We start from the raw sequence: 26165 nt of genomic DNA on the forward strand, positions 1-26165 counted from the left end.
TCTTGAATAAACTTATGATCAGATTAGCGCTGATCTAATGGCACCCAATCAATCACCCAAGCTGACTTCATGTTTAAACTGGAGTCAGAGGTAATTTTCTTACGAGCTGCATCTGCAGTATCACGGTCTTTTGCTGGTCCAACCATAATACGAATACCTTTACTGGTTGGGCTTGTCGTGACCTTATAACCTTTAGCGCGTAGTTTAGAAACAACAGCATCTGCATTTGCCTGATTAGCAGCCAATGCAACCTGTACCATCCATTTCTTATCGCCATTTTCAAGCAATTCACGCGCTTTCTCAGCTTCAGCTTTTTTCTCTGCTTCAGCTTTATGTTTAGCTTCTGCTGTTTTCTTTTCTGCTTCAGCATGTTTCTTAGCTTCAGCTTTCTTTTCCGCCTCAGCTTGATGTTTAGCTTCTTCAGCCTTTTTCTCAGCTTCAGCCTTATGCTTTTTAGCCTCAGCAGCTTTCTTTTCTGCCTCGGCTTGTTTCTTAGCTTCTGCTGCTTTTTTATCAGCTTCGGCCTGACGCTTTGCCTCAGCGGCTTTTTTGTCGGCTTCTGCTTGTTTCTTCGCTTCAGCAGCTTTTTTATCTGCATCTGCTTTAGCTGTATCTACTGGCTTTTTTGTATCAGTCTGCTGTCCTTTTGTCTTACCTTCACCACCTGCAACTTCAGGAGGGATATTATCTGAACTTTCCTGCGCAGCAGCACGGCGTGCATTAATCGCAGCATATTCTGCAGCGGCTTTACGCGCTGCATCTGCTTCTGCTTGTTGTTGCATTGCCAAGAACTGAGCAGCACGAGCTTCTTGTTCCGCGACAGCTTTTTCACGGGAACGGCGTTGTTCTTCCAGAAGACGTTTCTCTGTTTCCACATCTACTGCAAGCGGCTGTAGCTGTACCATCTGCCCTTCTTGTGCGGATGGCTTTGGCTTAGCTTGTGGCTTCGGTGATGTAGAGGTTTGTGGTTCAGCGCCCACATGTTTTATTTCTTCATTTCCTTTTAGAAGTAATGCTGCCAATAAAACACCACCACCTAATAAAACAACGCCACCCATCCAGCGTTGTTTGTTATTCATTGACATTCTTCCAAATACTCCCAAATCGCTTCTAAAGTATGAAACGAACCACAGGCTAAAATCAGCTGATTGTTATTTGTCTGCTCAAGCGCTGATTTAAAAGCCTCTTTGATATTGCCAAATTGTTGTATTGTCTGGCCTTGTAGGGCGTCATTCAATTGCTGAATCGGTGCAGCACGCGGCACATTCAACTCAGCAATTTTCCAATGTAAAACAGTAGGTTTCAATAAATCGACTACTGATTTTATATCTTTATCTGCCAGCATTGAAAATACTGCGACAACTTCTGTGTACTGTTTATTGTATTCTAAGAAATTTCGCAATTGCTTTAACAAAAATTCAACACCATGTGGATTGTGTCCAGCATCGAAAATTATGGTTTTTCCATTGACTTGACGCACTTCAAAGCGTCCTGCCAAGCGAGCATTTTCAATGCCCTTCTCTAGCGCCGATTGTGAGATTTCAAGTCCGCTATTTAATACAGCAGCAACTGCTCCTGCAATATTTTCAATTGCAAGTGACCCTAGTGGCAGTTTTAAAGTAGTTCCTTCACTTGCAAAATACCAGTGTTTCCCATCATTTGCGAGTTTATAGAAATAGTCTCTGTTAATCGCATATAGTGTCGCTTTTGAACTATTGGCTTTATCTTGAATGGCTTGAGGTAAAACTTGCTCACCTGCAAAAATGACTGGAATATCAGGACGAATGATACCTGCTTTTTCAAAAGCAATTTTCTCGATGGTATCGCCTAACCAGTCAGTGTGGTCAAGACCAATATTGGTGATCACAGCAATATTAGGGTCAATGACATTGACGACATCCAGACGTCCGCCTAAACCGACTTCAAGCACCCATACATCGCATTGTTGCTGTTTAAAAATGACAAAAGCAGCCAAAGTGGTTGCTTCAAAAAACGACAAGCTTAAATCGCAATCGCGACGAGCCTGATCAACTTGTACAAAAGCATCAATCAGGCTTTGATCATCAACCTCGACTCCACCTAATTTGACTCGTTCGTTAAAACGATAGATATGCGGCGATTGATACAACCCAACTTTATAACCTTGTGCTTTTAATATAGACGCAAGTGTTGTTGTAGTTGAACCTTTCCCGTTTGTTCCGGCAACAGTGAAAACTTTAGCAGTGGGTTTTGTCACTCCTAATTTTTCTGCTACGGGAATAACACGTTCCAGACCAAGATCGATCCCTGTAACGTGAACATGGCTCCAATAATTGAGCCATGTATCTAAAGAGTCTGTTGAAAGTGGAGCTTGTTGTTTCAAGGTAAGTTCATCAATTTCGATACAAGTCGAGATACAGTATCACGTAAAGCATGACGATGAACAATCTGATCGATTACACCATGATCAAGCAAATATTCAGCACGTTGGAACGGTTCTTCCAATGTTTCACGTACAGTTTGCTCAATTACACGTTTACCAGCAAAGCCGATCATTGCTTTAGGTTCTGCAATATGGATATCGCCCAACATTGCTAAAGAAGCAGTTACACCACCATAAACTGGGTGTGTTAACACTACGATATAAGGTAAACCTGCATCTTTTAATTTTTGAATTGCAGCAGAAGTACGCGCCATTTGCATAAGTGACAACATACCTTCTTGCATGCGTGCACCACCAGAAGCTGCAAAGCAGATTAAAGGTTGGCGTTTTTCAATTGCAAGCTCAGCCGCCTTAACAAAACGGTCACCTACTACAGTACCCATTGAGCCACCCATAAAGTCGAACTCAAAAGCACATGCAATCATGTCTACGCCATTTAAGTTTCCTTGCATAGCAATGAGGGCTTCCGTTTCACCAGTTTTAGTTTGCGCTTCACGCATACGTTCTGGATACGGTTTGCTATCGACAAACTTTAAAGGATCTTTCGCGCTAAATTCTTGACCTAATTCAGCTACAACATTGTCGAAGAACCAGTTTAAGCGATCACGAGCTTTCATTTTTAAGTGTTCGTCACACTGTGGACATACATACGCATTGAAAGATATAGCTGTACGTGTCACTAAAGCATGACATTCAGGGCACTCAATAGTCGGCTCAGTAAATGTTGCTTTGAGAGTCTGTTGCTCATCTGCAACTTCAATACCTGGAACTGGACGCTGTGTCCATGGCGTCGAAGGGCTAAGAACTTTCCCTGATTTCACTTCTTGATTCATACTAACTCATCGAGCGCTGCTCGAAGCTCCTTGACTTTATTCACCGTCTGTTCAACAGCTTCATCAGCTGTTAACGTTGCAAAAGATTTAACGAAAGCACTACCTACAATCACGGCATCTGCAACGCTACCCATCGCTTTCGCTGATGCAGCATCACTAATTCCGAAACCAACGCCAACAGGAACGTTAGTTATACTTTTGATTTTTTCAATACGCGCAGCCGCTTCAGAAGTATCTAAAGTCGCTGCACCTGTTACACCCTTAAGTGAAACATAGTAGATAAAACCGCTTGCCTGATTTGCTACGTGTTGAATACGTTGATCAGTTGAAGTTGGTGCAAGTAAGAAGATTTGGTCCATATCATGCTGTTTTAAGATCGCACCAAATTCTTTTGACTCTTCTGGTGGTAAATCCACAAGTAATAAGCCATCTACACCACATTGTTTCGCATAAGAAACAAACTTCTCATAACCAATCACTTCAACAGGATTGAGATAACCCATCAAAACAACAGGTGTTTCCTGATCCTGTTCACGAAACTCTTTTACCATGTTCAATGCATCCAAGGTGTTCGTCCCTGCCGCAAGCGCGCGTTCCGCAGCAAGCGCAATAACCGGACCATCAGCCATCGGGTCTGAAAATGGTAAACCAAGCTCAAGAACGTCTACTCCTGCCGCAACCATTTTATGAAGTAACGGAACTGTTACTTGTGGCTGTGGATCACCCGCCATGACATAAGATACAAGCGCTTTACGTTGTTGGGACTGCAGCTTTTCAAAACGGGTGGCAAGACGTGACATAGGGTTGTGCTTTCCTTGAATTATTTAAAATTGAGGAGTTGTTTGTAGAAATACAAGAACACCGCATTTTAACGCTATTTTTTGCTCATTGAACAGGCCTAACGTTATGGCGATATTCGATTGTATGATTCATACAACCCATGGCGTACATTTATCAATATTTTGAAACTTTTCTCAATGATCAAAGCTTCCTATTTTTGAGCCATTATTCGTTTGCAATGTGAATAAAAAATCATCAAAAAATCTATTTCTCTGTATTTTTATGGGTGAGTTGCAATTGCTTTTTACGAGTTAATAATGTTTGCCCTGTTAAATTTTTATGTGCCCTCGCAAGTGCAGACTGATCGGAATAACCCAACTGGTCAGCAATCGCAGTAAGACTTTCATTTTGACTTAACAATATCTCGCAGCGCTTCATACGCTCAGTATCTAAAATTAATTTAAATGAAGTGTTTAATGCCTGTAGTTGACGCTGCAAGCTTCGTACTGAAACATTAAGTTCGATGGCAATATCTTCTATTTTTGGAGCCTGCTGCTTATGCTTTAAATATTCTTGTATGATCCAATGTATTTGCTGAACTAAATCGGTATGTATTTTCCGTTGAACCAAAGCTTCTTCAGCTTGTTTTACTAAAAGCTGCACTAAAGTCGGGTCTGCATGCTGGGGGCGAACATTTAAACTTTCACTTGCAAAAGTTAATGCATAGTACGGTCGGTCAAATGACAATTTGCACTGAAAGAAGCGTTGATAAAGAACCAATGGCCCCCGAGGTCGGTGTACAAATTCGACATGTTGTAAAAGAAAATCATGTAAGGGAGCAATCTCTTTAGCAAGCTGTACCATTGCGGCTAAGGTTAACTCACTAAGCACAATATTACTGTCATCAACCAAAGGCCAATACAAGCGAATTTTGGAAGCATCTTGCTCGATTTGTATGGGTACAACTTGCTCCCCATCTATTACTAGGCGATGAAATTTAGCAATATATTTAACCACTTGACCTAAGGTATCACTTCTGGAGGCCATATAACCCAGCACGCCAAAATTGGCAGGTGTAATACAGGCTGCCATTTCTAAAGCCAAATTGGTCACTTGTAATCGAGATTCGGTTAGTTCTAAAAGCTCAGTAAAAAGATGTAAGGAGGACTGAGCATCAATAGAGGCAGATAAAATATTTTGTATTTGCCGAGTTTGAGTGTCATTTAAATTGAGTGACTGCCATGCTATTCCCTTTTCTTTTAAATACGTATTCCAAAGATAAAAGTATCCATTTGAGATCGTAAACTCTTGCATGGCGTTTCCTTTTTTTACTGCCATCTTGTCGCAAACTGTATAAAAATTGGCGATAACTGTCAAAACAAAGCCGACCATTCACGGCATACTAATGAAAAGCTTAGTTGCGAGAAATACAAAGATGAACGCACATGTTTCTTATCAGGTCGAGCCAGTGGTTCGCAAAGATCTAGATTTTCATTTAAACGAAGCACCACGCTTTTGGTTTAATAACGATCCTTTTTTGACTCGCATGTTTGATGCACTCAGCTTAACCTTTCCCGACGGAGAGCGTTACTTCATTGAATGTGTGCGAATGTTCCGTGACAAAATTGATGATCCGGAACTACAAAAGCGAGTTGCAGATTTTATTAAACAAGAAGCTCAACATGGTATTGCCCATGACAAAATGAATCAGCTCAAGAAAGAACAAGGTATGCCTGTGGATGAGTTCACAAGCACACTTAAAAAAATTTTCCGTTTTGAGCTCACCAAACGTTCACCACAATACAATATTGCAATGACGGCCGCGGCTGAACATTTAACAGCATTAATGGCAGAAACCTTTTATAGCAATAAAAAAACCTTGGAAAATGCTCATCCTTACGTTCGCGCATTATTTGCATGGCATGCTATCGAAGAAATGGAGCATCGTGATGTGGCATTTGATGTCATGAGACAGGTGGGTGAAGTTCCAGAGTCAACCCGTCGCTTTGTACTTGTTTTAACAACTGTACTCATGTTTGGTTTTACCCTCTATAGAACCAACATCATGTTGAAATGTGATGGGTTTAGCCCTAAAGAAAGGTTATCGATGACACTCAAAGGTTTACCTTGGTTCTTTGGCAGAAATGGCACATTAACGGCTATGAAAAAGCAATATCTGGACTGGTTTAAAAAAGATTTTCACCCAAGCCAACATCCAGTTATTCGTCAGTACCCTGTTTGGATTGAGACTTTAGAAAAAACAAATGACCCTATCGCAGCGGGTGAGGCATTTTGGCAAGCAGGTTTATAACCTGCTTGTTACCATTTTGCATAATGTTGTTCTAATAGACCGTATTGCTCATTACAAGTAATCGTATCAATTGCCTCGTGTTCAATAGTGCCAGTAATTTTAGCTTGCCACTGGTTGAATTGGCTGCCAATCATTCTTAAATTTATATTTTCGTATCGGCACCAACCAATATGCACTTCTAGATTAAGTTTTTGATCTAAAGAGCTAATTTTCCATTTTTCATCATTTATTTTTTCGAACAAAACATCAGTGAGTGGAAATAAAACCCCATTTACCCATAAACAGTTTTCATTACCAAAACTTTCATTGACCCCAGAAGCCAAATTCAACCCAATACGTCGCCCCTGTTCATCCCAAAAATTACATGAAAGCCAGAACCACGCTGTCTCGGGACGTAAAAATCCACAAGTATCATCAAGCGATGCAAATGTCTTTTCATCAAATTGTATAAGTTGATTCTGTTTATTCATGAACATTCCCTCTACAGCTAAAGTGGTCTGCTTTTGGGTATATGTCCAACCATTGATACCTGTTGGGGTACACAAACTTAAAATATCTGTTCCAGCACAAAAAATACGGGCACTCAGGCAAACTTCCCCATATTTAGTTACCCGAATATATCGCACACCATTAGCATGTTGAATATCTAGTTGATAAGGCGATTTAGAAAAATAACTTTGATTAAATAATGGCTGTTCATCAAGATGAGTTTTATGACCTAAAGGTTGAATGGCGTTCCACTCAATGACTTGTCCTGTTTCATGATCAAAAATATAGAAAAAACCATGTCCAACCCAACCAATATCTGCAATGGCTAGACCAATACTGTAGTGTTTATGCTGAATGCCACAGAATTTAAATTTTTTATACTTTAATTGCTTACGCCAGCCCTTTAAAACCTTACCATAAGGCGTTTTATAGATATAACGTTGTACATGAATAGTCGACGGTACAGATTCAAAACGCCCATAACGAGGCTGTCCATTTTCTTGAATTAAATCCATTATTTATTATCCGTTGATTTCCTGTTCATCTATTGACTAATAATAGACTGATCACTGACCAGTTGGCTACTTATCTGTTTTGATCTTCAAATGACTTTTATTTAGCCATAAAAAAAGAGCATATTGATATGCTCTTTTTTCTGATATTCACTTAAATCTATATACGATAACTTAAACTCTTTGAGGGTCTATTTCAGTAGCTATGACCCACTCCATCAACAAAATCAAATTCAACTCTCGATTTAAGTGTAATTCAATTTCTAAAAGTTAAGCATCATCGTCACTTGCCTGTTCTGGCTCTGATTCTTGCTCGTTACTGTCCTGATTTTCCAATTTTTTCTCAGCGATTTTTGCTGCTTCATAGCCAGCAAAAGCACCAGCTGCTTTTTCTAGAAAACCTGCATCTGGATCTAATTTATCGACGCCTTGTTCCGCGATAATTGCACCAGCAATTTTACCTACTTCATCTAGAAGACCCATTTTGATTACTCCAAAGAGCTTATGTTGAGCTTCTAGTCTAAGCAGATGAATTGTAAATAGTGGTACAAAAAAGTTGCGATTTGAGCGAGCTATACATGAGATCAGCAACTTTTTATATTTTATTTTTGCCTTTAAGCTTTTTTTAAGAACAGTTAAAGAAGTAAATAAGTATTTTCCCAACGTGTTGGATTGAACTCACCTTGCACTAACTGTATATAACGACCCGCAATATGGTCAATAGGAATACAATCATCAATATCCACTACACGGTCAGTGTGTGGTTTATGCCACTCTTGATCTATAAACTGTTTACCTAATTGTTTTGCACTTACCGCATCAGGTGCAACAACCAAATGATAACTATGCAACTCACCAAAAGCTTGGGGTGTATATCCACCCAGATTAATCAAATATAACTTTAGATCTGAAGCTGATGGAGCTGCATCGGTAAACTGGATTTGATAGTTCTGCCCTTGAGAGCTAACCCCTGAAAGCTTGGCCCAAGCATCGATATGCAACCCTTGAGCCTCACCAAACCAAGCCTGTTTAAGTTGAGGGTAAACTTCTTCTAAAGTATCCCCTACAGCCATAACGATGTCATGGACTTCTGTATTGGCACGCGCATGACGGCCACCCAACATTACCATAAACAAACTTGGCATTTTTTCCTCTTACATCTCAACCATTTCTACGCCATCAATGCGTGCAACTGTCATTAAATCTTTATCGCCACGGCCTGAAACAGTCGCAATAATAATCTGATCTTTAGACATGGTTGGTGCAAGCTTAGATACATATGCCATAGCATGTGAGCTTTCAAGCGCAGGAATAATCCCTTCAATTTTGGTTAAGTCACGGAAACCTTGCAGCGCCTCAGTATCATTAATTGGCACGTATTCAACGCGCTTCATATCTTTTAAGAAGCTATGTTCAGGACCCACACCCGGATAGTCCAAACCTGCCGAGATACTATGTGTCTCGATAATTTGGCCTTGTGCATCACTCATGAGGTAAGTACGGTTACCATGCAATACGCCCACATGACCTGCATTTAAAGGCGCGGAGTGTTTACCAGTTTCAATACCGAAGCCAGCAGCCTCAACACCATACATTTTCACATTGGCATCGTTTAAGAACGGATAGAACAAGCCCATTGCATTTGAACCACCACCTACACATGCAACTAATGCATCTGGTAAGCGACCTGCTTGCTCCAAAATCTGTTTACGTGCTTCACGGCCAATAATCGACTGGAAATCACGAACGAGTTGAGGATAAGGATGCGGACCTGCAACTGTACCAATGACATAGTAAGTCGTATCAACGTTAGTTACCCAGTCACGCATTGCTTCGTTCATGGCATCTTTAAGCGTTTTAGAGCCACTTTGTACAGGTACAACTGTTGCACCCAACAAACGCATACGATAAACGTTCATGGCTTGACGTTTAACGTCTTCAGCACCCATATACACAACACACTCAAGACCTAAACGTGCCGCAATTGTTGCTGTTGCAACGCCATGCTGGCCTGCACCTGTCTCGGCAATAATACGTTTTTTTCCAGAAAGCTTTGCAAGTAGTGCTTGACCAATCGTGTTGTTGACCTTATGTGAGCCTGTATGGTTCAAGTCTTCACGTTTAAGGTAAATCTGCGCACCACCTAACTCTTTTGACCATCGCTCAGCATAATAAAGTGGACTAGGACGACCTACATAGTAGGCGAGGTCACGGTCGAATTCTGCCAGAAACTGTTCATCATTTTTCATGCGGGAATAGAGATTTTCTAAATCTTCTAATGCCGCCATTAAAGTTTCTGACACAAAACGTCCGCCATGGATACCGAAATGCCCATTTGCATCTGGGAATTGGGTATAGTCAATCACATTATTTTGCTGATCCACGTTGGACTCCTTGCATAAATCTTTCAATGAGTTGTTGGTCTTTTATACCTTTTGCGGACTCTACGCCTCCGCTCACATCTACTGCAAAAGCACCGGTAGTATGAATAGCGTCAATGACATTGTCAGGGGTTAAACCACCTGCCAAAATTAATGGAATATCAAGTTTCGGGAATTTAGACCAGTCAAACTGATGTCCTGTGCCCCCTTTAAGCTCAGGATGCCATGCATCGAGCAATACAGCACTGGCACCAGCTGCCTGATATTTTTGAATTTCAGCAACTACATCCAGATCAGGTTTAACCTGAATTGCTTTATACCAACGACGTTTACAATGGAGGGCGATGTCTTGGCATTGTTCTGGAGTTTCATCGCCATGTAGTTGTAATACATCTAGGGGAACACAATCAAGTACATCCTGAATTTCAGTGGCACTTGCATTAACAAACAAACCAACCATTTGTACATAAGGTGGAATAAGTTTTGCCAATTCTTCTGCCTGTTCAACTGTTACGTTTCTTGGACTTGGCGGAAAAAAAACAAAACCTATCGCATCTGCTCCAGCTGTGACCACTGCCTGAACATCTTGCTTACGAGTAATTCCACAAATTTTTGCTCGAGTACGCTTTTGGTTTGATGGGCTCATGATCTGCCTAAACTACAACCATTTTTTAAAATAAGCGTCATTGTAATGCAATTTTAGTCCCTTGCGTAAAAGTTCTCCGGGAATTGCTCGAAATGACATTGTAGGAAGCAATTCAGCACTTTATACTGCGTTCAAATGGAAGCAAGTGTAAGCAATTGATGCTTTAGGGAAGCTGGTGAAAGTCCGGCACTGCCCCCGCAACGGTAACAATGTAAAGCATATTTTTTAAGTCGAGATCGACTTACACCACTGCAGTGATGTGGGAAGGTGAATATGTCCATAAATGAATTATGGCGCTGAAGTCCGGAGACCTGCTTGTTTCATCTATCTACCCGATCATTCACGTGGGGTGAATGTATGGAGCATGTTATGTCTAAGTCTTTTCAACCTACTCGTCTGGTAGGTGCTATCGCTATTGCGATGGGGTGTTCGCCTATTATTTTTGCTGAAGATACAACAAACGCAACTCAGCTTGATCCAATTGTGGTAACTGCTTCTAAAAGTGCTGAAAAAGCAAGTGAAGTTCCGGCTCGTATTTCCGTGATTGATGAAAAAACCATTGAGCAGAATCCATTATTAAACGTTTCAGATATTATTCAACGAGACCCATCCATCTATGTAAAACAAAGCGGTGGTCTAGGTCAGATTTCTGAAATTTCGCTTCGTGGTACTAAATCAGTTCATACATTGGTTCTTAAAGATGGCGCTCGTTTAAATAGTCAAAATGAACTTGGTCCTTTATACCCAGCATTTTTAGATACAACAGATGTTCAACAAATTGAAATATTAAAAGGTCCAGCATCAGTTCAGTATGGAAGTGATGCTATTGGCGGTGTAGTTCAGTTAATTTCTAAAAAACCTGAGAAAACAGGCGCTGAGCTAACGGGTATTTATGGTGAAAATAATACCTATAAGACTATTGTTAATGCCAATCTTGTAAGTGATCAAGGTTTCTATGCACAACTAGGGGGACAGCGCTTAGAAAGTGATGGAACACGTATTTTTGAAAGCCAACCAGAAAATGAAAAGGCTGGATATGATCAAAAAGGTTATCACGCTAAAGTAGGCTTCTATCAAGAAAACTTAATAGATGCTTCTGCTTCAATTAGTGAAAATAAAGGCACTAATATTTTCAGTAATGATTACATAACCAACACAGCACAGCGTCTATTCGAAAATCGAGTTATCAACACAAAAGTTGCTTATAATATTTTGCCTGATCTCATCATCAATGCACACTATGCAAATGTTCAGGATAAACAAAATGTTCCCGCTTACGACTCATATTACAATACTGAAAACAATGAAAGCGATCTAAACCTGAAATGGAAATTTACTCCACACCAGAATATTTTAGTTGGTGCAACATATAACGATGCAAATTATAAAAGTAATACCATTCTTAACTCAGATAAAAGTGTGAATAGCACAGGGTACTATTTACAGCATCAACTCAAAAATGATCTTTTTGACACCCAAGTTGGGGTTCGTTTAGAAGACAACCAGCGCTTTGGTACTCATACTGTTGGACAAGGTGCTATCCGTTATCACTTCTTACCTAATGCTAGTGTATATGCAAATATCGGTAGTGCTTTCAGGGCTCCGACCTTGAATGAACTATATTCACAATGGGGTGGTAATGAAAACTTAGCGCCAGAAAAAAGTACTTCTTATGAAATGGGTGTGAACTATGATCTTACTTCCAATGTGAGTACTAATTTTTCTGTTTATCATACAAAAATTAAAGATCTTATTGCCTACAATGCAGGCACTAATACAAATATAGCTAAGGCGAACTTTACTGGTGGCGAAGCTGGAGTAAAGTGGCATCAAGATGATCTGTTCTTATCTACTGAATATGCTTACGTAAAAACAGAAAATGAAAAAGACAATACAGAAATTGCTTATCGACCTCGCCAGACTCTCACTGTAAGCACTGGTCTAGAAAATGCAGTGTATGGAATTAGTGCTTCGTTAATCGCTAGAGCTAAATCTTATGCAGATTCTGCAAACTCTATGCGAGTACCAGGTTATGCAACAGTAGACTTAAATGCTTATTGGAACGTTATTCCTAACGTAAAATTATTTACCAATATTCAAAACGTAGGTGATGTTCAATATCGTGAAGTATTAAATACATATCCTTCAAATGACTGGTATGTTAATACAGGCCGCCAAGCTTCTGTTGGCGTAACTTTCCGCTATTAATTTTTCACCCTCATTATAAAAATATTTTCTTAACTCCAGTTTCGGGGTAATGTTCTGACCGACATTACCCCCTTTTTTATGTTCAGGATATCCATCATGGGACACCGTTTAAGCAAAATCTATACACGCACAGGCGATTCAGGTACCACAGGTTTAGGCGATGGCTCTCGTGTTGCCAAAGATGATTTACGAATTGCGGCACTTGGTGATGTCGATGAACTCAATGCCATTATTGGTGTACTGCGTGCACAAATCACAGCCAGCCAAGTGACTAATAAAGCAGATTGGGACAAAAGCCTGAGCTTGATCCAACATTGGCTTTTCGATTTAGGCGGCGAAGTTTGTATTCCCAATTACAATTTGCTTCAGCCCATTTGTATTGAATTTCTGGAAAAAGAAATTGATCGTATGAATGAAGATTTGCCTATGCTGAAAGAGTTTATTCTGCCATCTGGCTCTTTATCTTGCAGTTACGCTCATCAAGCGCGTGCTGTTTGCCGTCGTGCAGAACGATCACTTATGTCGGTACAGACTCGTGATCAAAATATTCAAGCCACAGCACTCCAACTTTTAAACCGCCTATCTGACTGGTTATTTGTCGCATCTCGTGCTTTACAACGTGCAGAAGGTGGACAAGAAGTCCTTTGGCAAAAAAATATTAATGAGATTATTTAAAAATAGACTAATTTAAGTATGGTCTCTGCTTTTGAAGAGACCATAACCAACAATAACTGAATAGAAGAAAATTATGCGCATTATTGGTCATCGTGGTGCACGCCGAGAAGCCCCTGAAAATACATTAGGCGGTTTTCAGCACATAAAAAATTTAGGTATTCGTAGTGTCGAATTTGATATTCGCCAGCTTCAGGACCAAGAACTGGTCGTTATTCATGATGATAATTTTTTACGTACAGCTGGAGTCGACCAAATTGTTGAGCAATCTACTTTGGCTCAAGCTTTATCATTTGATCATCGACAAAACTGGCCCAATTGGCCAAATTCAGAGCCAACCCCTACTCTTACAGGCGTTTTAAATTTACTTGATAACTTTGATCATATTGAAGTTGAGGTTAAAGCTGTCAGAGATATGGCATTTGCAGAAAAGTTAGTTCAAAAGCTTGAGTCTGAATTACAGGGGTATGAAAAAGTCGTGACTATTACAAGTTTCGATCTTCAAATTCTAACTGCCTTACGTGATATCAACTCTCAATTTAAACGCGGTTTGTTAGTTGAACTTCCGGTTGGAGCTACAGCGATTGAACTCGCTCATCAATTTGGTTGCTGTCATATTGGTTGGTATGACCAGCTTGCTACAGATGAAATGATTCAATTGTCTCACCAAGCAGGTTTAAACATTAGTGTCTGGACAGTAAATGATGTAGAAAGAGCGAAGAAGCTCCGTGATTTAGATATTCAGGGCTTAATTACAGATATTCCTACAACAATGCTCGAAACACTTTAAATGAAAAAAGGTGGTATTAACCACCTTTTATTTTTTCTCGGCCTGAATCAGGCGTTGTCCATTCTGATCAAGTAAATATAGGGTATTACCTACCAACTGGAAGCGTTGAATACGTTGTAAGGAATCAACTAGTTCTGCTTCTTGAGCCAAAGCACCATCACAACTTGAATGTCCCGCATTAACTTCCATATCAAGTTTCTTTTGGTTGAAATCAAATGTGTATCGTCCAAAAATACGGTTACATCCGGTATGGCCAGTTACAGTTTTGACTGCTGAGTTCAGTGAAAGAGTCGGCCATTGGTTAAAGAATTTTGCCTTATGACCATTAATCTGAGTGATTTGCCAATCAATATCTTGAACACCTTCCGGGCTCACTTTCTTTTTAACTACCGGAGTTTGTGCATGGTGTATGGGTTTTACATGGCCTTTTTGAACATTTTGTTGCGGCGCGCTTTGACATGCTGCCAATACAAGGCTGATTGCGATGAAAAGACATTTCAATGGCAATTTTCCTGCAATATCAATGCTATTCTTTTTTCTCAATCGCTGTATTTTCATTACACAACTTCTCCTATCTGAAATGTTGCCAAGCATGGTTTAATTCTGTTACGGTTCTTTCGATACATCTGTACAATAATGTTAGTGATTCTCACTATGCACGTGCTAATATGGTGTGCAAAATAGCAATAAATCTTGATGATTGGTTTTGCTATGTCGTTTTGTCTTTTTACCTTGTATGACAAGGTTTCTAGGAGCGCTGCCGGATATGACTTCCGCCCCACTCAAGGCCCCAATTAACTGGACCGCTAGCATTACCTTAATTGGTTTACCAATTCTTGCTGCAATCATAATCCCGATTTACGCGTATTATTATGATTTTAGTGTAAGCGCATGGGTAAGCTTATTTTTTCTTTTAGCTTTAAGTAGCATGGGGATTACTGCTGGTTATCACCGTCTTTGGGCACATCGTGCTTATGAAGCGTCGTTACCTCTTAAAATTCTTTTAATGATTGGCGGCACATTTGCTGTACAAAACAGTATTCTGTTTTGGGCATCTGGTCACCGTACCCACCATCGCCATGTTGACGATGTAGATGAAGATCCATATTCAATTGAACGTGGATTCTGGTATGCCCATATGGGTTGGATGATTCGCGATCATTCTCCATCTGAGCCAGACTTTAAAAATGCGCCTGATTTACTCAATGACAAACTGGTGATGTTCCAGCATAAATACTATGCTTTACTTGTCGTAGCAGTTCACGTTGGTATTTTAGGTTTAGTCGGCTGGGCAACTGGCGATTTATGGGGAGTTGTTCTTCTCGGTGGTTTAGTACGTTTAATCATTAGCCATCAAGTAACTTTCTTCATTAACTCTCTTTGCCATATGTTTGGTAAACGTCCTTATACCGATGAAAACTCAGCACGCGATAACTTCTGGTTAGCGATTGCAACATGGGGCGAGGGTTATCACAACTATCACCATATTTTCCAATACGATTATCGTAATGGTGTGAAATGGTGGCAATATGACCCAACTAAATGGCTAATTTGGACATGTTCTAAGATTGGTTTAGCAAAAAACCTACGTCGTATTCCAAGCTTTAATATTAAAAAAGCAGAATTGGCAATGAAGTTTAAATATGCTGAACAAGATCTTGCGATTTATGGTCACGATGTAAATGCCGACATTAGTCAAATGAAGCAACGTATTGCTCAAGAATATGAAGCATTTACGCATACTTTAAATGACTGGGCGAAACTCAAAGAACAAGAGTTACAAGCAAAGAAAGCAGCAATGGCTGAAAAGATTCATAAAATGGATCATAAGTTAAAAGTTGATTTCCAATTGCTTGAACATCGTTTGAGTCATCATCGTGAGTGTCTAGAAACTTTAATGCGTAACATTAAAAAGAACACAAACGTCGTACCAGACTAATACGACTCTAGTTCGAAATAGCGCCTGTAAAGCCATGCTTTGCAGGCGCTATTTTTTTGGCTCGTTTTTAACTATGGTATAGTGAAGTTCACCTCAATTATTTAGTCCAGCCTATGCAATTTAATCCGCTTTATTCATCACTCAATTCTAAGCTTTTTCATATACAGCAGCCTTCCCCTCTTCGAGGTGCAAAGGCTGGACACTTTAATCTAGCTTTAGCCGAAGAATTACAATGGACAGATGAAGAAAAAAAAGCATGGGTTGAGATCTGTAGTGGCCAGCGGACTTTCCCAGAGTTTCCATCTTTGGCAATGGTTTATGCAGGCCATCAATTTGGACAATGGGCAGGTCAGCTAGGCGACGGTCGCGGTTTACTCATTGGACAAATTCTGAATAAAAAAGGTCAAACCATCGATTTGCATTTGAAGGGTGCAGGCCCTACCCCTTATTCACGCATGGGAGATGGCCGAGCAGTTTTACGTTCAGTTATTCGCGAATATTTAGCAGGTCATGCCTTAAATGCTCTAGGAGTCGCCTCGAGTCATGCAGTAGGTTTTACAAGCTCTACCCAAGGTGTACAACGTGAAAAACTAGAACCGGGTGCAATGCTGCTCAGGACATCTGAATGTCATATTCGTTTAGGGCATTTTGAATGGATCAATCAATATGCGCCTGAGTTATTGGCTGAGTTCACTCAAAAATGCATTGAATGGCACTATCCAGAATGCCAACAAGAAGAACAGCCTATTTTAGCTTTTGCTAAAGCTGTGATTAGAAATACAGCCATTATGATTGCTAAATGGCAGCTGGTCGGTTTTGCTCACGGTGTGATGAATACCGATAACTTGAATATTACGGGCTCTACACTCGATTTTGGCCCATACGGTTTTATGGAACGTTTCCGTCCAAACTGGATTAACAACCATTCTGATTACCAAGGACGTTATACCTATCAAAACCAGCCGAGTATTGCGCACTGGAATTTATGGACTTGGTTAAATAATCTCATTCCACTTGCTGAGCCTGAGCAAAAGGAGCAATTCAAAGAAGCGTTGGCCGCTTGTCTAGAAGAATTTGAACCCACTTTTATTGAGCATTACACCACTGGGTTATGCAAAAAAATGGGGCTTCCTCATTTTCATAAAGACAGTACTGAATGCGGCTTAAGCTTTTTACGTATTTTGCAAACAGAGCAGCTTGATTACACTCAAAGCTTTATTCGCCTTCAAAATAAAGAATATAAGGTTTTACGTGATGATTGCCTTGATATTCGACAATTTGATGCTTTCCTTACGCAATACGAAAATATTCGTGAACATCAAGATACCGATGAACTTGATGCGAACATGCAAGAAGCAAATCCGATTTATATTTTACGTAATCATATGGCACAGCGAGCGATTGAAGCAGCGGAGCGAGATGATTTTAGTGAAGTAGACCGTTTGTTTAAGTTACTTAATCATCCTTATACAAGACAACCAGATTTGGAAAAACCTGAAGACTTAGGGCCATTACCAAGCGATGTACCTGATGTAGCAGTGAGCTGTTCGTCTTAATTTTTTATCCACATTTTCTGTGGATAACATTGTGGTTATCCACAGAATAACTTTTCTAAGCAATTATTCTTCAGGATATTCGAAGCGATACCCTACACCGTAAACAGCTTGAATCCACTCATGACGGTTACCAGTTTCCGCCACTTCCGTGATTTTTCGACGCAAGTTTTTAATATGGCTATCAATAACTCGGTCAGCAACATCAAAGCTATCCGGATTAATATGGTCTAATAATTGTGCACGTGAATAAACTTGCCCCACATGTTCTAAAAATAGCTCAAGTAGGCGAAATTCTGTCGGCGTTAAACTTAAAGATTTTTGTTGATACCAAATTCTTTGTTGGGCTTTATCGATGCGGAACGAATCATTTTGTTCTGGCTCAGCCTTACGTTCCAAACGGCGTAAAACTGCTTGTACACGGGCAACTAACTCTTTTGGACTAAAAGGTTTGCACACATAATCGTCTGCTCCCATATTTAGCCCTAAAACACGGTCAATTTCTTCAGTACGTGCAGTTACCATAATAATTGGTAAGTCTGACTGTTCACGTACCTTACGGCAAATCGTTAAACCATCCATTCTTGGAACCATTAAGTCCAGAATCATTAAATTAGGTTTACGTTGTTGAAAGCTCGTATAAGCATCTTGACCATCATGAAACATGCTTACTTCGAAACCAGCAGCCTCAAGATAATCACGCACCAGATGCGCTAACTCGACTTCATCTTCAACCAACATTACATGTTTCATGGGCCATTTTTCCTTTTATTTAACTCTGCTTTTTAAAGGTAAGTACACAACGTAAACCACCTAATGGTGAGTGTTCAAAACTTAGTGTACCACCAAGCGCTTGCGCAATTTTACAAGATAAAGCTAAGCCTAGTCCTGTTCCACCTGTACTACGCGTGCGCGAATCATCTACACGATAAAAACGTTCACCTAAACGTGATAATTGTTCATCACTTAAACCAAACGGACTGTCATCGACATATAAAGTCCACTCCTGAGACGTTTGACTTGTATGAATATGAATCTTTCCACCTGTTTCGGTATAACGAATACTATTACTAATTAAATTAACAATAATTTGTTTAAAGCGATCACGGTCTAATAATAATGGAACACCCTCACCTTCCACCTCAATTTCCAGCCCTGCCTGTTCGAGTTTAGGTCTGAAATTTTCAACTTCTTGCAGTACAACATCCCAAGGGTTGACCGAACTTAAATAGCATTTAAGTTGCTGGGCATCGGCCTGTGCCAAGTCTGCAAGATCTTGAGTGAGTTTCTTTAAGCTTGAAACTTGTCGCATCATGGCATCGAGATGTTCAGGAGTCGCCTTTCGAATACCATCTTGCATTGCCTCGATTTGCGCTTGCAATACAGCTAATGGTGTTTTTAACTCATGAGATGTATCTGCAACCCATTGTCGTCGTGATTCTTCATGTTGATGTAAAATCTCGGCTAAATGATTTAGTTGAGTTGATAAGTCACCTAGTTCATCATTTCGTTTAATCACAACTTGATGCTGATAATTACCTTTAGTTAATTCATTTGTTGCATTTAATAAACGCTGAATTGGCTTTTTAAAATAAGTTGCCATTAAAAGTGCTGCAACTAAACTCGACAGCAATGTTAAGGCATAAATTAAAAGTAAATAACGCTTTTGATTACTAAAGAAATTAATACTTAAAGCATCTTCTTTATCTAGGACTGGTTTTAGTCCTAAATACCCTACCACCTCATTGTTGACGATGATAGGACGGTACGACATTTGATCTGAAGATGGCGGTTCACCCACTACAAACTGATGTTTGGCATCATATAAGGATAAACGAGAACTTAAGCCTAAACGGTCTGGTAAAGCAATAAAGCGCTTCTTACCATTTTGTGTCTCAATATCTTTGAGACTTCCTCTTTTTGACTTGTTTTTATTGTCATCACGTGGACGAAACTGGTTAGTACTTAACGGGAATTTTAAACCTTCAAATGGTTGATATTCAGAAGGTAAGTTTTTTTCTAGTGTGCGTAACTCTTCATCGCTAAAAATAGAATTTTTATTTGGAGATGCACCATCTGGAGAAACATTAATGAGAGTGTGTTCATCGAAAGAATGCTGCTGAATGGCAATGTCATATTGGCGTCTTAACCACCACTGTGAAAGACGATCGTAATCATCTGGAGCGGCTGTTCCTTCAATTTGTAAGATTTGGGCTTGAATCGCGTTTCCCCAATCATGATAAACGTTATAAACATTTCCAAGATTGGTCATGAGCCGATCTAGCTTTTGCATTTCAACATCAGCCACATATTTGGCAAAGTTCTTTTGCATGGTCCAGTGCAGAACACTCAAACTTGCGGTTGCAATTAACAGCGTGGTAAGCAAGACCGTTAAAAATAGCCGCAATGCAATGGGAACACGTAGAACGTTCAAAAGCATTCTCTCATTTTTATCCTATATTTTGCATTGTAACCAACAACGAAAAGAAAAACTCTCCATTATTTCTTCATCTTTATTATCTAATCTTTAAGTCATCTTAAAACAAACATTAAAGGGCTTTAAACATGAAAATGACGGCTAAAATCGCATTATTCAGTGCAGCAATTGTAACTATGGGCAGTTTGGCAGCTTGTCAATCAAACCCTCAAACGCCTAATTCAGACCATCATATGATGAAAGATGGTCCACGTGATGGTCATCACCGCATGAAACATCGTGAATTTACACCTGAGCAAAAAGCAGCGTGGGAACAGCACCGCGCAGAACGTCAAGCTCGTTTTGAACAGATTCAAAAAGCATGTGAAGGCAAGGCAAATGGTCAAGCTGTAAATGTCCAAGTTGGAGATAGAACACTTGAAGGGACTTGTAATCTTCGTTTCGAACCAAAGCGTCCTCAACCACCAATGAATGCTCCAGCTCCAGTAGCACCACAAGCAAAATAATTTTAAAAATACTGCAATAAAAGGCGCCTATCGGCGCCTTTTTTGTGTACATAACTACTTACGATTTTGACTATTTGTCTCATCTAAACTTCACCAAAAGTGTTTACACTCAAAGCACTTACATAGTTCAAGTATTTTTTTCTTGACTTTGCAGTCACAAAGTAAAGGCCCTGAGGTGCTTGTACAGTTATGCAAGTTGTTGCACGATGTAATGGTTCAAGGTGCCTCTTATGGCACATTATCGTAGATTAGGATTATAACTCTGGTTTCACCAGTATTGAGGAACCCGATATGCCACAATACAAAGCGCCCTTACGTGATATGCAATTTGTTTTGCATGAATTATTAAATGCTGAAGAACACTATGCAAAATTACCTGACTTTCAAGGTAACGTAAGCCGTGAATTGGTTGATCAATATTTAGAAGCTGCGGCAGACTTCTGTGAAAATGAACTTTCTCCTTTAAACCAAGTTGGCGACCGTGAAGGTTGTACTTGGAATGATGGTGTTGTTACTACACCAACAGGCTTTAAAGAAGCTTATCAAAAATACATCGAACTTGGCTTCCCGTCTTTATCAGCAGAAGAACAATACGGCGGTCAAGGTTTACCTAACTCTTTAGGTATCGCAATTTCAGAAATGGTAGGTAGCTCTAACTGGGCATGGGGTATGTACCCTGGCTTGTCTCACGGAGCAGTACGTACATTAGAACATCATGGTTCTGATGAACAAAAAAATACTTACTTACCAAACCTTGTTTCAGGTGTTTGGACAGGTACGATGTGTTTAACTGAATCTCATGCAGGTTCAGACTTAGGTATTATCCGTACTAAAGCAGAACCAAATGCAGATGGTAGCTATGCAATCTCTGGCGAGAAAATCTTTATCTCTGCTGGTGAACATGATATGGCTGAAAACATTATCCATATCGTTCTTGCTCGCCTTCCAGGTGCACCAAAAGGGACTAAAGGTATTTCGTTATTTATCGTTCCTAAGTTCAATGTCAATGCAGACGGAACGATTGGTGAGCGTAATGCAGTACGCTGTGGTTCTATTGAACACAAGATGGGTATCCATGGTAACGCAACTTGTGTCATTAACTTTGACCAAGCTAAAGGTTACTTGATCGGACCTGAAAACCGTGGTTTGAACTGTATGTTCACCTTCATGAACACAGCACGTATTGGTACTGCGGTTCAAGGTTTATCTGCATCTGAGTCATCTTTCCAAGGTGCTTTAGCTTACGCGAAAGAGCGTTTAGCAATGCGTTCACTTTCTGGTCCTAAAGCTCCAGAAAAAGAAGCAGATCCAATTATTGTTCACCCTGCTGTTCGCAACATGCTTTTAACTCAAAAAGCATTTGCTGAAGGCGGTCGTGCACTTGTTTACTTACTTGCTCAATATGCAGATATCGTTGAAAAAGGCGAAACTGAAGAAGAGCGTAAGTTTGCTGACAACATCTTGTCTTTATTGACTCCAATTGCAAAAGCATTCTTAACTGAAACAGGTTCTGAGTCTGCTAAGCACGGTGTTCAAGTCTTCGGTGGTCATGGCTTTATTTCTGAGCATGGCATGGAACAAATCGTACGTGATACACGTATTGCCTGCTTGTATGAAGGTACAACTGAAATTCAAGCACTAGACTTATTAGGCCGTAAAGTTTTACAAACTCAAGGTGCAATGCTTCGTGATTTCACTAAGATTGTTCACAAGTTTGTAGAAGCAAATAAAGACAATGCTGCCATGAAAGAATTTGTTGAGCCACTTGCTGCGCTTAACAAAGAATGGGGCGACCTCACTATGCAAATCGGTATGCGTGCAATGCAAAATCCGGATGAAGTGGGCGCTGCTGCTGTAGATTACCTCTACTTCGCTGGTTACGTTACTTTAGCTTATCTATGGGCTCGTATGGCGCTTGTAGCACAAGAGAAATTAGCAGAAGGTACAACTGACGTTGATTTCTATAACGCGAAAGTTACGACTGCTCGCTTCTACTTCAAGAAAATCTTGCCACGCGTACGTTCTCACGTAGACGTTATTGCTGGTGGTTTAGACCCATTGATGTCATTAGATGCTGAACATTTCGCTTTCTAACCATAGTTAGTTGCGATATGCAATGTTAAAAATTAAAAAAGGACTGCTCAGTTTTGACGGTCCTTTTTTTATAAGATCAGTGATAAATTTAGACTTTAAATTCAATATCCATTTCGTTTTACAGGATATCTAGCACAAGTTGATGTGCATAAAAAAGGTGAACGATTATGCCAATTTACAATGCTCCTTTAGCTGATATGAAATTCATCTTAAATGATGTATTTAAAGCAGAACAATTTTGGCAGTCTAATGAGAAACTCGCTCATGTAGATGCTGCAACAGCTGAAGCAATTTTAGAAGAAATGGCTAAATTTGCTCAGAACGTGACTCATCCATTAAACCGTACTGGTGATGAAGAAGGCGCTCGCTATGAAAACGGCGAAGTCTTTACTCCTGCTGGCTTTAAAGATGCATTTCGTCAATATGCAGAAGGTGGTTGGATTGGCTTAGGCGCAGATGAAGAATGGGGCGGTCAAGGCATGCCAAAAATGCTGACCGTTCTTGCTGATGAAATGTTATTTGCGACAAACCCATCTTTCATGCTCTACCCGCTTCTTTCAGTAGGTGCTGGCATGGCCTTAAGTAGCTATGCTTCTCAAGAGCAAAAAGAAACTTATTTACCTAAGATTTATTCAGGTGAATGGTCAGGTACCATGTGTTTGACTGAACCACATGCAGGTACTGACTTAGGTATTATTAAAACTAAAGCCGAGCGCAATGAAGACGGTACTTATAACATTACAGGTACTAAAATCTTCATCACTGGCGGTGACAACGATTTAGCAGAAAACATCATTCACTTGGTACTTGCTAAAACTCCAGATGCTCCTGCTGGTTCACGTGGTATCTCGCTATTTATCGTACCGAAATACCTTGTAAAAGAAGATGGTTCTTTAGGTGACCGCAACCATGTTGGCCCAGGTTCTATTGAACATAAAATGGGGATCAAAGCATCTGCTACTTGTGTAATGAACTTTGATGGCGCAAAAGGTTACCTCGTTGGTAAAGAAAACGAAGGTCTCGCTGCGATGTTCGTTATGATGAACTACGAACGTTTATCAATGGGTATTCAAGGTTTAGGTGCTTCTGAATTTGCTTATCAAAATGCTGCTCAATATGCGACTGACCGTTTACAAGGCCGTAGTGCAGCTGGTGTCCAATCACCAAACAAACCTGCTGATAGCATTTTAGTACATGGTGATGTACGCCGTATGCTACTTAACGTCCGTGCAAACAACGAAGCTTCTCGTGCATTTGCAGTCTATGTAGGTCAACAGCTCGATATCACTAAGTTCTCAACTGATGCAGAAGCTGTGAAAAAAGCGAATGACCGCGTTGCGCTTTTAACACCAATCGCAAAAGCTTACCTTACAGATACCGCATTCCAAGCAACTTTGGATGCTCAGATGGTATTTGGTGGTCACGGATATATTCGTGAATGGGGTATGGAACAATGTATCCGTGATCTTCGTATTGCGCAAATCTACGAAGGTACCAACGGCGTTCAGTCTCAAGATTTAATTGGTCGTAAAACTATTAAATGTGGCGGTGCATTCATTGCTGAATACATTACAGAAATCCGTGACTTTGCAAATGATTTAGACACCGATTTGAACTTCATTAAAGATGCAACTTTAGATGCTGCAACTGAAATTGAAGCAATCACTCAGTTTATTATTGAACAAGCTGCTGAAAATGTAGATTTCACAAATGCTGCTGCTGTTGATTACTTACATGCAGTGGGCTTACTCAGCTTCTCTTATATGTTTGCAAAAATTGCTGCTGCTGCTAAAGATAAATCTGGTGATTTCTACCAAAACAAACTTGCTTTAGCTCAATACTTTGTTGAACGTATCTTGCCAGATATTGATGCACGTATTGCTAAAATCAAAGCTGGTTCAGACTTAATTATGGGCTTTAGTGAAGACTACTTTACAAACCAAGCATAATTAAGATTTTTATAAAAAACGCCTGAGTAATCAGGCGTTTTTTATTTTGTATTTGCTATTTCTATTGGCATAAAATTTGTTTATTTTCTAGGCATACTCATATTAAAAAGATTTTACTATGCCTGATCCGAAAAAGTTTGAAAGAACGCTCGACCGGTTTGGTCACTATGCCGTTGAAGCTTTTCATTATTTGGCTTTATTCATTATCGGTTGTATGGTGGCATGGTCAGCAGCACATACAGTTTATGAAATTTTAACTGTCAAAAAGTATGCATCAATCGATGACATCTTATTGTTATTTATTTATCTGGAACTCGGCGCAATGGTCGGTATTTATTTTAAAACCAATCACATGCCTGTACGTTTTCTTATTTATGTGGCAATTACAGCCTTAACGCGTTTACTGATTTCAGATATTCAACATGACCATAAAGCAGATATCGATCAAGTGATTATTACCGGTTCAATTTTAATTTTAGCGATTTCAATTTTAGTGGTTCGTTTTGCTTCTTGGCACTACCCATCTGTAATGAAAGAAAAACATTCAAAAACACCCAACTCTTTAAAAACTCCTCAACCACAAGATGATGAATTAGCATAAAAAAGGCCTCAATATTGAGGCCTTTTCATTTTTATATTTTAGTTTTAACGCACACGATAAACTTGGTGATGTGAATCAACTAATAAATATTGATTCGGTGTTTTCACCCAATGATATCCACGTGGTGGTTCATATAAACGATGGGCACGCCAGTCCGAAACAAAATAACGGTTATCACGGTATTCTACAGGAATACGCTCCCCTCGCTTGAACACAACATATTCATGGCCACGGTTTGCATTTGACCAAACCGGTGGTCTATGGTCATCGCGTCGATCATAACGATGATCGTAGCGTTGTTCATAATGTCGATAGTCTTTACCGTGATAGTTATCCCAGCGATTATTTGAATCCGCCATCGCAGTAGCAGACATACCCAACATTAAAGTTGAAAGTACAAGAACGATTGGCTTTTTCATGGTGCATCCCTTTTGTCTTGATATAGAGCTAGATTAAAAGAGAGTCAAGGAGAAACCATGAATAAAACCGGCTTGATTGATATTGTTTGTAATGACTATAAAGAAAATATGAAGAATCTGTATCTGTGCTACCATTAGCATTTTCTAAGCTAGGTCAATTGCTGTGTCTGAAATCAGTTTTGAACGTCTTCATCAATTTTTCTGCAAAGTTCCAAGTGTACAAGAAGCCCGTATTATGGCGCATGGAGCAGATGGCGAACACGCTTGGTGGTTTAAGTTCAGTATTGATGTAGAACACCCACTTGCATGGCAAACCGTGCAAGAACTCGGCCATGTTTTAAACTATCTATCGACGAATGAACGTCTGCCTACGTTATTTTTTCCAGTGTCACCACCGCCTTATATGAATGGCGAAGCAAAAGACTTTTTGTCATGGATTATTCAATGTAATCATCCTGAGTTTAACCCTGATGCCGTATGTGATTGGCTTGAAGCACGTTTACCTAATCCGGTAGATGATGAATCGCAGTGGAAGATTAAGACTGATTTGAGTGAAATAGAAAAGTTAGATGATAAGGCTTTGGATCAATTGATTCCGCCAGCACCTTAAAATATTCCAAGTT

At 39.9% G+C, this 26165-nt stretch carries 25 protein-coding genes and 1 riboswitch; of the genes, 11 read left to right on the forward strand and 14 right to left on the reverse strand.

Translation table 11 applies throughout. The features are described from left to right. Positions 1–23: 23 nt before the first annotated feature. The 5 genes from CSB87_RS06425 to CSB87_RS06445 form a co-directional block, all read right to left on the reverse strand. Entirely contained in the window at positions 24–1085 is a 1062-nt protein-coding gene (locus CSB87_RS06425) for an SPOR domain-containing protein (RefSeq protein WP_004712006.1), read from the reverse strand. After that, positions 1076–2362, reverse strand: coding sequence for a bifunctional tetrahydrofolate synthase/dihydrofolate synthase (gene folC / locus CSB87_RS06430; protein ID WP_006580321.1), 1287 nt, complete (start codon positions 2360–2362; stop codon positions 1076–1078). Before folC ends, CSB87_RS06425 begins: the two co-directional genes overlap by 10 nt. Beyond that, positions 2359–3255: an acetyl-CoA carboxylase, carboxyltransferase subunit beta gene (gene accD / locus CSB87_RS06435; RefSeq protein ID WP_002051365.1), complete on the reverse strand. Its 897-nt coding sequence runs from the start codon at positions 3253–3255 to the stop codon at positions 2359–2361. The genes folC and accD overlap by 4 nt, the downstream gene beginning before the upstream one ends. After that, positions 3252–4055, reverse strand: coding sequence for a tryptophan synthase subunit alpha (trpA, locus tag CSB87_RS06440; protein WP_002051145.1), 804 nt, complete (start codon positions 4053–4055; stop codon positions 3252–3254). The genes accD and trpA overlap by 4 nt, the downstream gene beginning before the upstream one ends. A 244-nt stretch (positions 4056–4299) precedes the next feature. After that, positions 4300–5349 (reverse strand): AraC family transcriptional regulator, encoded by a 1050-nt coding sequence (locus CSB87_RS06445; RefSeq protein ID WP_031953316.1) that lies wholly within the window; start codon positions 5347–5349, stop codon positions 4300–4302. Positions 5350–5470: 121 nt separating this feature from the next. On the opposite strand from CSB87_RS06445, the gene CSB87_RS06450 reads away from it, so the two are divergent. Further along, complete coding sequence (locus CSB87_RS06450) at positions 5471–6346, forward strand: metal-dependent hydrolase (protein ID WP_106105144.1); 876 nt, start codon at positions 5471–5473, stop codon at positions 6344–6346. Positions 6347–6354: 8 nt separating this feature from the next. Here the strand turns inward: CSB87_RS06450 and CSB87_RS06455 are convergent, their stop codons facing one another. The 5 genes from CSB87_RS06455 to CSB87_RS06475 all read right to left on the reverse strand — a co-directional run bounded on the left by CSB87_RS06455 (position 6355) and on the right by CSB87_RS06475 (position 10374). After that, entirely contained in the window at positions 6355–7350 is a 996-nt protein-coding gene (locus tag CSB87_RS06455; RefSeq protein ID WP_031953318.1) for a DUF2804 domain-containing protein, read from the reverse strand. Between the two features lie 267 nt (positions 7351–7617). After that, positions 7618–7830 (reverse strand): hypothetical protein, encoded by a 213-nt coding sequence (locus CSB87_RS06460; RefSeq protein ID WP_002051387.1) that lies wholly within the window; start codon positions 7828–7830, stop codon positions 7618–7620. A 152-nt stretch (positions 7831–7982) separates the two neighbouring features. Continuing rightward, positions 7983–8492: a DUF1543 domain-containing protein gene (locus CSB87_RS06465; protein WP_002051570.1), complete on the reverse strand. Its 510-nt coding sequence runs from the start codon at positions 8490–8492 to the stop codon at positions 7983–7985. 9 nt (positions 8493–8501) lie between these two features. After that, positions 8502–9731 (reverse strand): tryptophan synthase subunit beta, encoded by a 1230-nt coding sequence (trpB, locus tag CSB87_RS06470; RefSeq protein WP_004711992.1) that lies wholly within the window; start codon positions 9729–9731, stop codon positions 8502–8504. Continuing rightward, a complete protein-coding gene (locus CSB87_RS06475) occupies positions 9715–10374 on the reverse strand; it encodes a phosphoribosylanthranilate isomerase (RefSeq protein ID WP_031953320.1) in 660 nt (219 codons plus the stop codon). Before CSB87_RS06475 ends, trpB begins: the two co-directional genes overlap by 17 nt. A gap of 126 nt (positions 10375–10500) precedes the next feature. Beyond that, positions 10501–10708, forward strand: a riboswitch (cobalamin riboswitch). 23 nt (positions 10709–10731) lie between these two features. Between CSB87_RS06475 and CSB87_RS06480 the strand changes: the two genes are divergently transcribed. The 3 genes from CSB87_RS06480 (at position 10732) to CSB87_RS06490 (ending at position 14044) form a co-directional block, all read left to right on the forward strand. Beyond that, positions 10732–12582, forward strand: coding sequence for a TonB-dependent receptor plug domain-containing protein (locus tag CSB87_RS06480; protein WP_017394145.1), 1851 nt, complete (start codon positions 10732–10734; stop codon positions 12580–12582). Positions 12583–12678: 96 nt separating this feature from the next. Further along, a complete protein-coding gene (locus CSB87_RS06485; RefSeq protein ID WP_004885306.1) occupies positions 12679–13257 on the forward strand; it encodes a cob(I)yrinic acid a,c-diamide adenosyltransferase in 579 nt (192 codons plus the stop codon). Between the two features lie 73 nt (positions 13258–13330). Then, positions 13331–14044, forward strand: a complete 714-nt coding sequence (locus tag CSB87_RS06490) for a glycerophosphodiester phosphodiesterase (RefSeq protein ID WP_017394147.1) — start codon at positions 13331–13333, stop codon at positions 14042–14044. 27 nt (positions 14045–14071) lie between these two features. Here the strand turns inward: CSB87_RS06490 and CSB87_RS06495 are convergent, their stop codons facing one another. Then, a complete protein-coding gene (locus CSB87_RS06495; protein ID WP_002051369.1) occupies positions 14072–14602 on the reverse strand; it encodes an META domain-containing protein in 531 nt (176 codons plus the stop codon). A 208-nt stretch (positions 14603–14810) separates the two neighbouring features. Between CSB87_RS06495 and CSB87_RS06500 the strand changes: the two genes are divergently transcribed. Together CSB87_RS06500 and CSB87_RS06505 are read left to right on the forward strand one after the other, a co-directional pair. Further along, on the forward strand, positions 14811–15983 hold the full coding sequence (locus tag CSB87_RS06500; protein ID WP_002051241.1) for an acyl-CoA desaturase: 1173 nt from the start codon (positions 14811–14813) through the stop codon (positions 15981–15983). A 113-nt stretch (positions 15984–16096) separates the two neighbouring features. Further along, entirely contained in the window at positions 16097–17539 is a 1443-nt protein-coding gene (locus CSB87_RS06505; protein WP_031953321.1) for a protein adenylyltransferase SelO, read from the forward strand. A 63-nt stretch (positions 17540–17602) separates the two neighbouring features. Here the strand turns inward: CSB87_RS06505 and CSB87_RS06510 are convergent, their stop codons facing one another. Both CSB87_RS06510 and baeS read right to left on the reverse strand, forming a co-directional pair. Further along, a complete protein-coding gene (locus CSB87_RS06510) occupies positions 17603–18289 on the reverse strand; it encodes a response regulator (RefSeq protein WP_002051374.1) in 687 nt (228 codons plus the stop codon). Between the two features lie 19 nt (positions 18290–18308). Next, positions 18309–19970: a sensor histidine kinase efflux regulator BaeS gene (gene baeS, locus CSB87_RS06515; protein ID WP_213065515.1), complete on the reverse strand. Its 1662-nt coding sequence runs from the start codon at positions 19968–19970 to the stop codon at positions 18309–18311. Between the two features lie 131 nt (positions 19971–20101). Here baeS and CSB87_RS06520 point away from each other — a divergent pair, with 131 nt between their 5' ends. From CSB87_RS06520 to CSB87_RS06535, 4 genes are all read left to right on the forward strand, one after another. Next, positions 20102–20479: a hypothetical protein gene (locus tag CSB87_RS06520; protein ID WP_004711976.1), complete on the forward strand. Its 378-nt coding sequence runs from the start codon at positions 20102–20104 to the stop codon at positions 20477–20479. Positions 20480–20770: 291 nt separating this feature from the next. Continuing rightward, positions 20771–22573: an acyl-CoA dehydrogenase C-terminal domain-containing protein gene (locus CSB87_RS06525; protein WP_004711974.1), complete on the forward strand. Its 1803-nt coding sequence runs from the start codon at positions 20771–20773 to the stop codon at positions 22571–22573. Between the two features lie 167 nt (positions 22574–22740). After that, positions 22741–24522, forward strand: coding sequence for an acyl-CoA dehydrogenase C-terminal domain-containing protein (locus CSB87_RS06530; protein ID WP_031953322.1), 1782 nt, complete (start codon positions 22741–22743; stop codon positions 24520–24522). A gap of 118 nt (positions 24523–24640) precedes the next feature. Continuing rightward, a complete protein-coding gene (locus CSB87_RS06535; protein ID WP_004885289.1) occupies positions 24641–25123 on the forward strand; it encodes a phosphate-starvation-inducible protein PsiE in 483 nt (160 codons plus the stop codon). A 44-nt stretch (positions 25124–25167) separates the two neighbouring features. Here the strand turns inward: CSB87_RS06535 and CSB87_RS06540 are convergent, their stop codons facing one another. Beyond that, positions 25168–25542 carry an RcnB family protein gene (locus tag CSB87_RS06540; RefSeq protein ID WP_002051261.1) on the reverse strand — a complete coding sequence of 125 codons (375 nt, stop codon included), beginning with the start codon at positions 25540–25542 and terminating at the stop codon, positions 25168–25170. 163 nt (positions 25543–25705) lie between these two features. Here CSB87_RS06540 and CSB87_RS06545 point away from each other — a divergent pair, with 163 nt between their 5' ends. Continuing rightward, a complete protein-coding gene (locus tag CSB87_RS06545; protein ID WP_002051512.1) occupies positions 25706–26152 on the forward strand; it encodes a hypothetical protein in 447 nt (148 codons plus the stop codon). Positions 26153–26165 lie beyond the last annotated feature (13 nt).

Source organism: Acinetobacter sp. AR_0276 (genome assembly GCF_003000705.1).
Classification (GTDB): domain Bacteria; phylum Pseudomonadota; class Gammaproteobacteria; order Pseudomonadales; family Moraxellaceae; genus Acinetobacter; species Acinetobacter nosocomialis.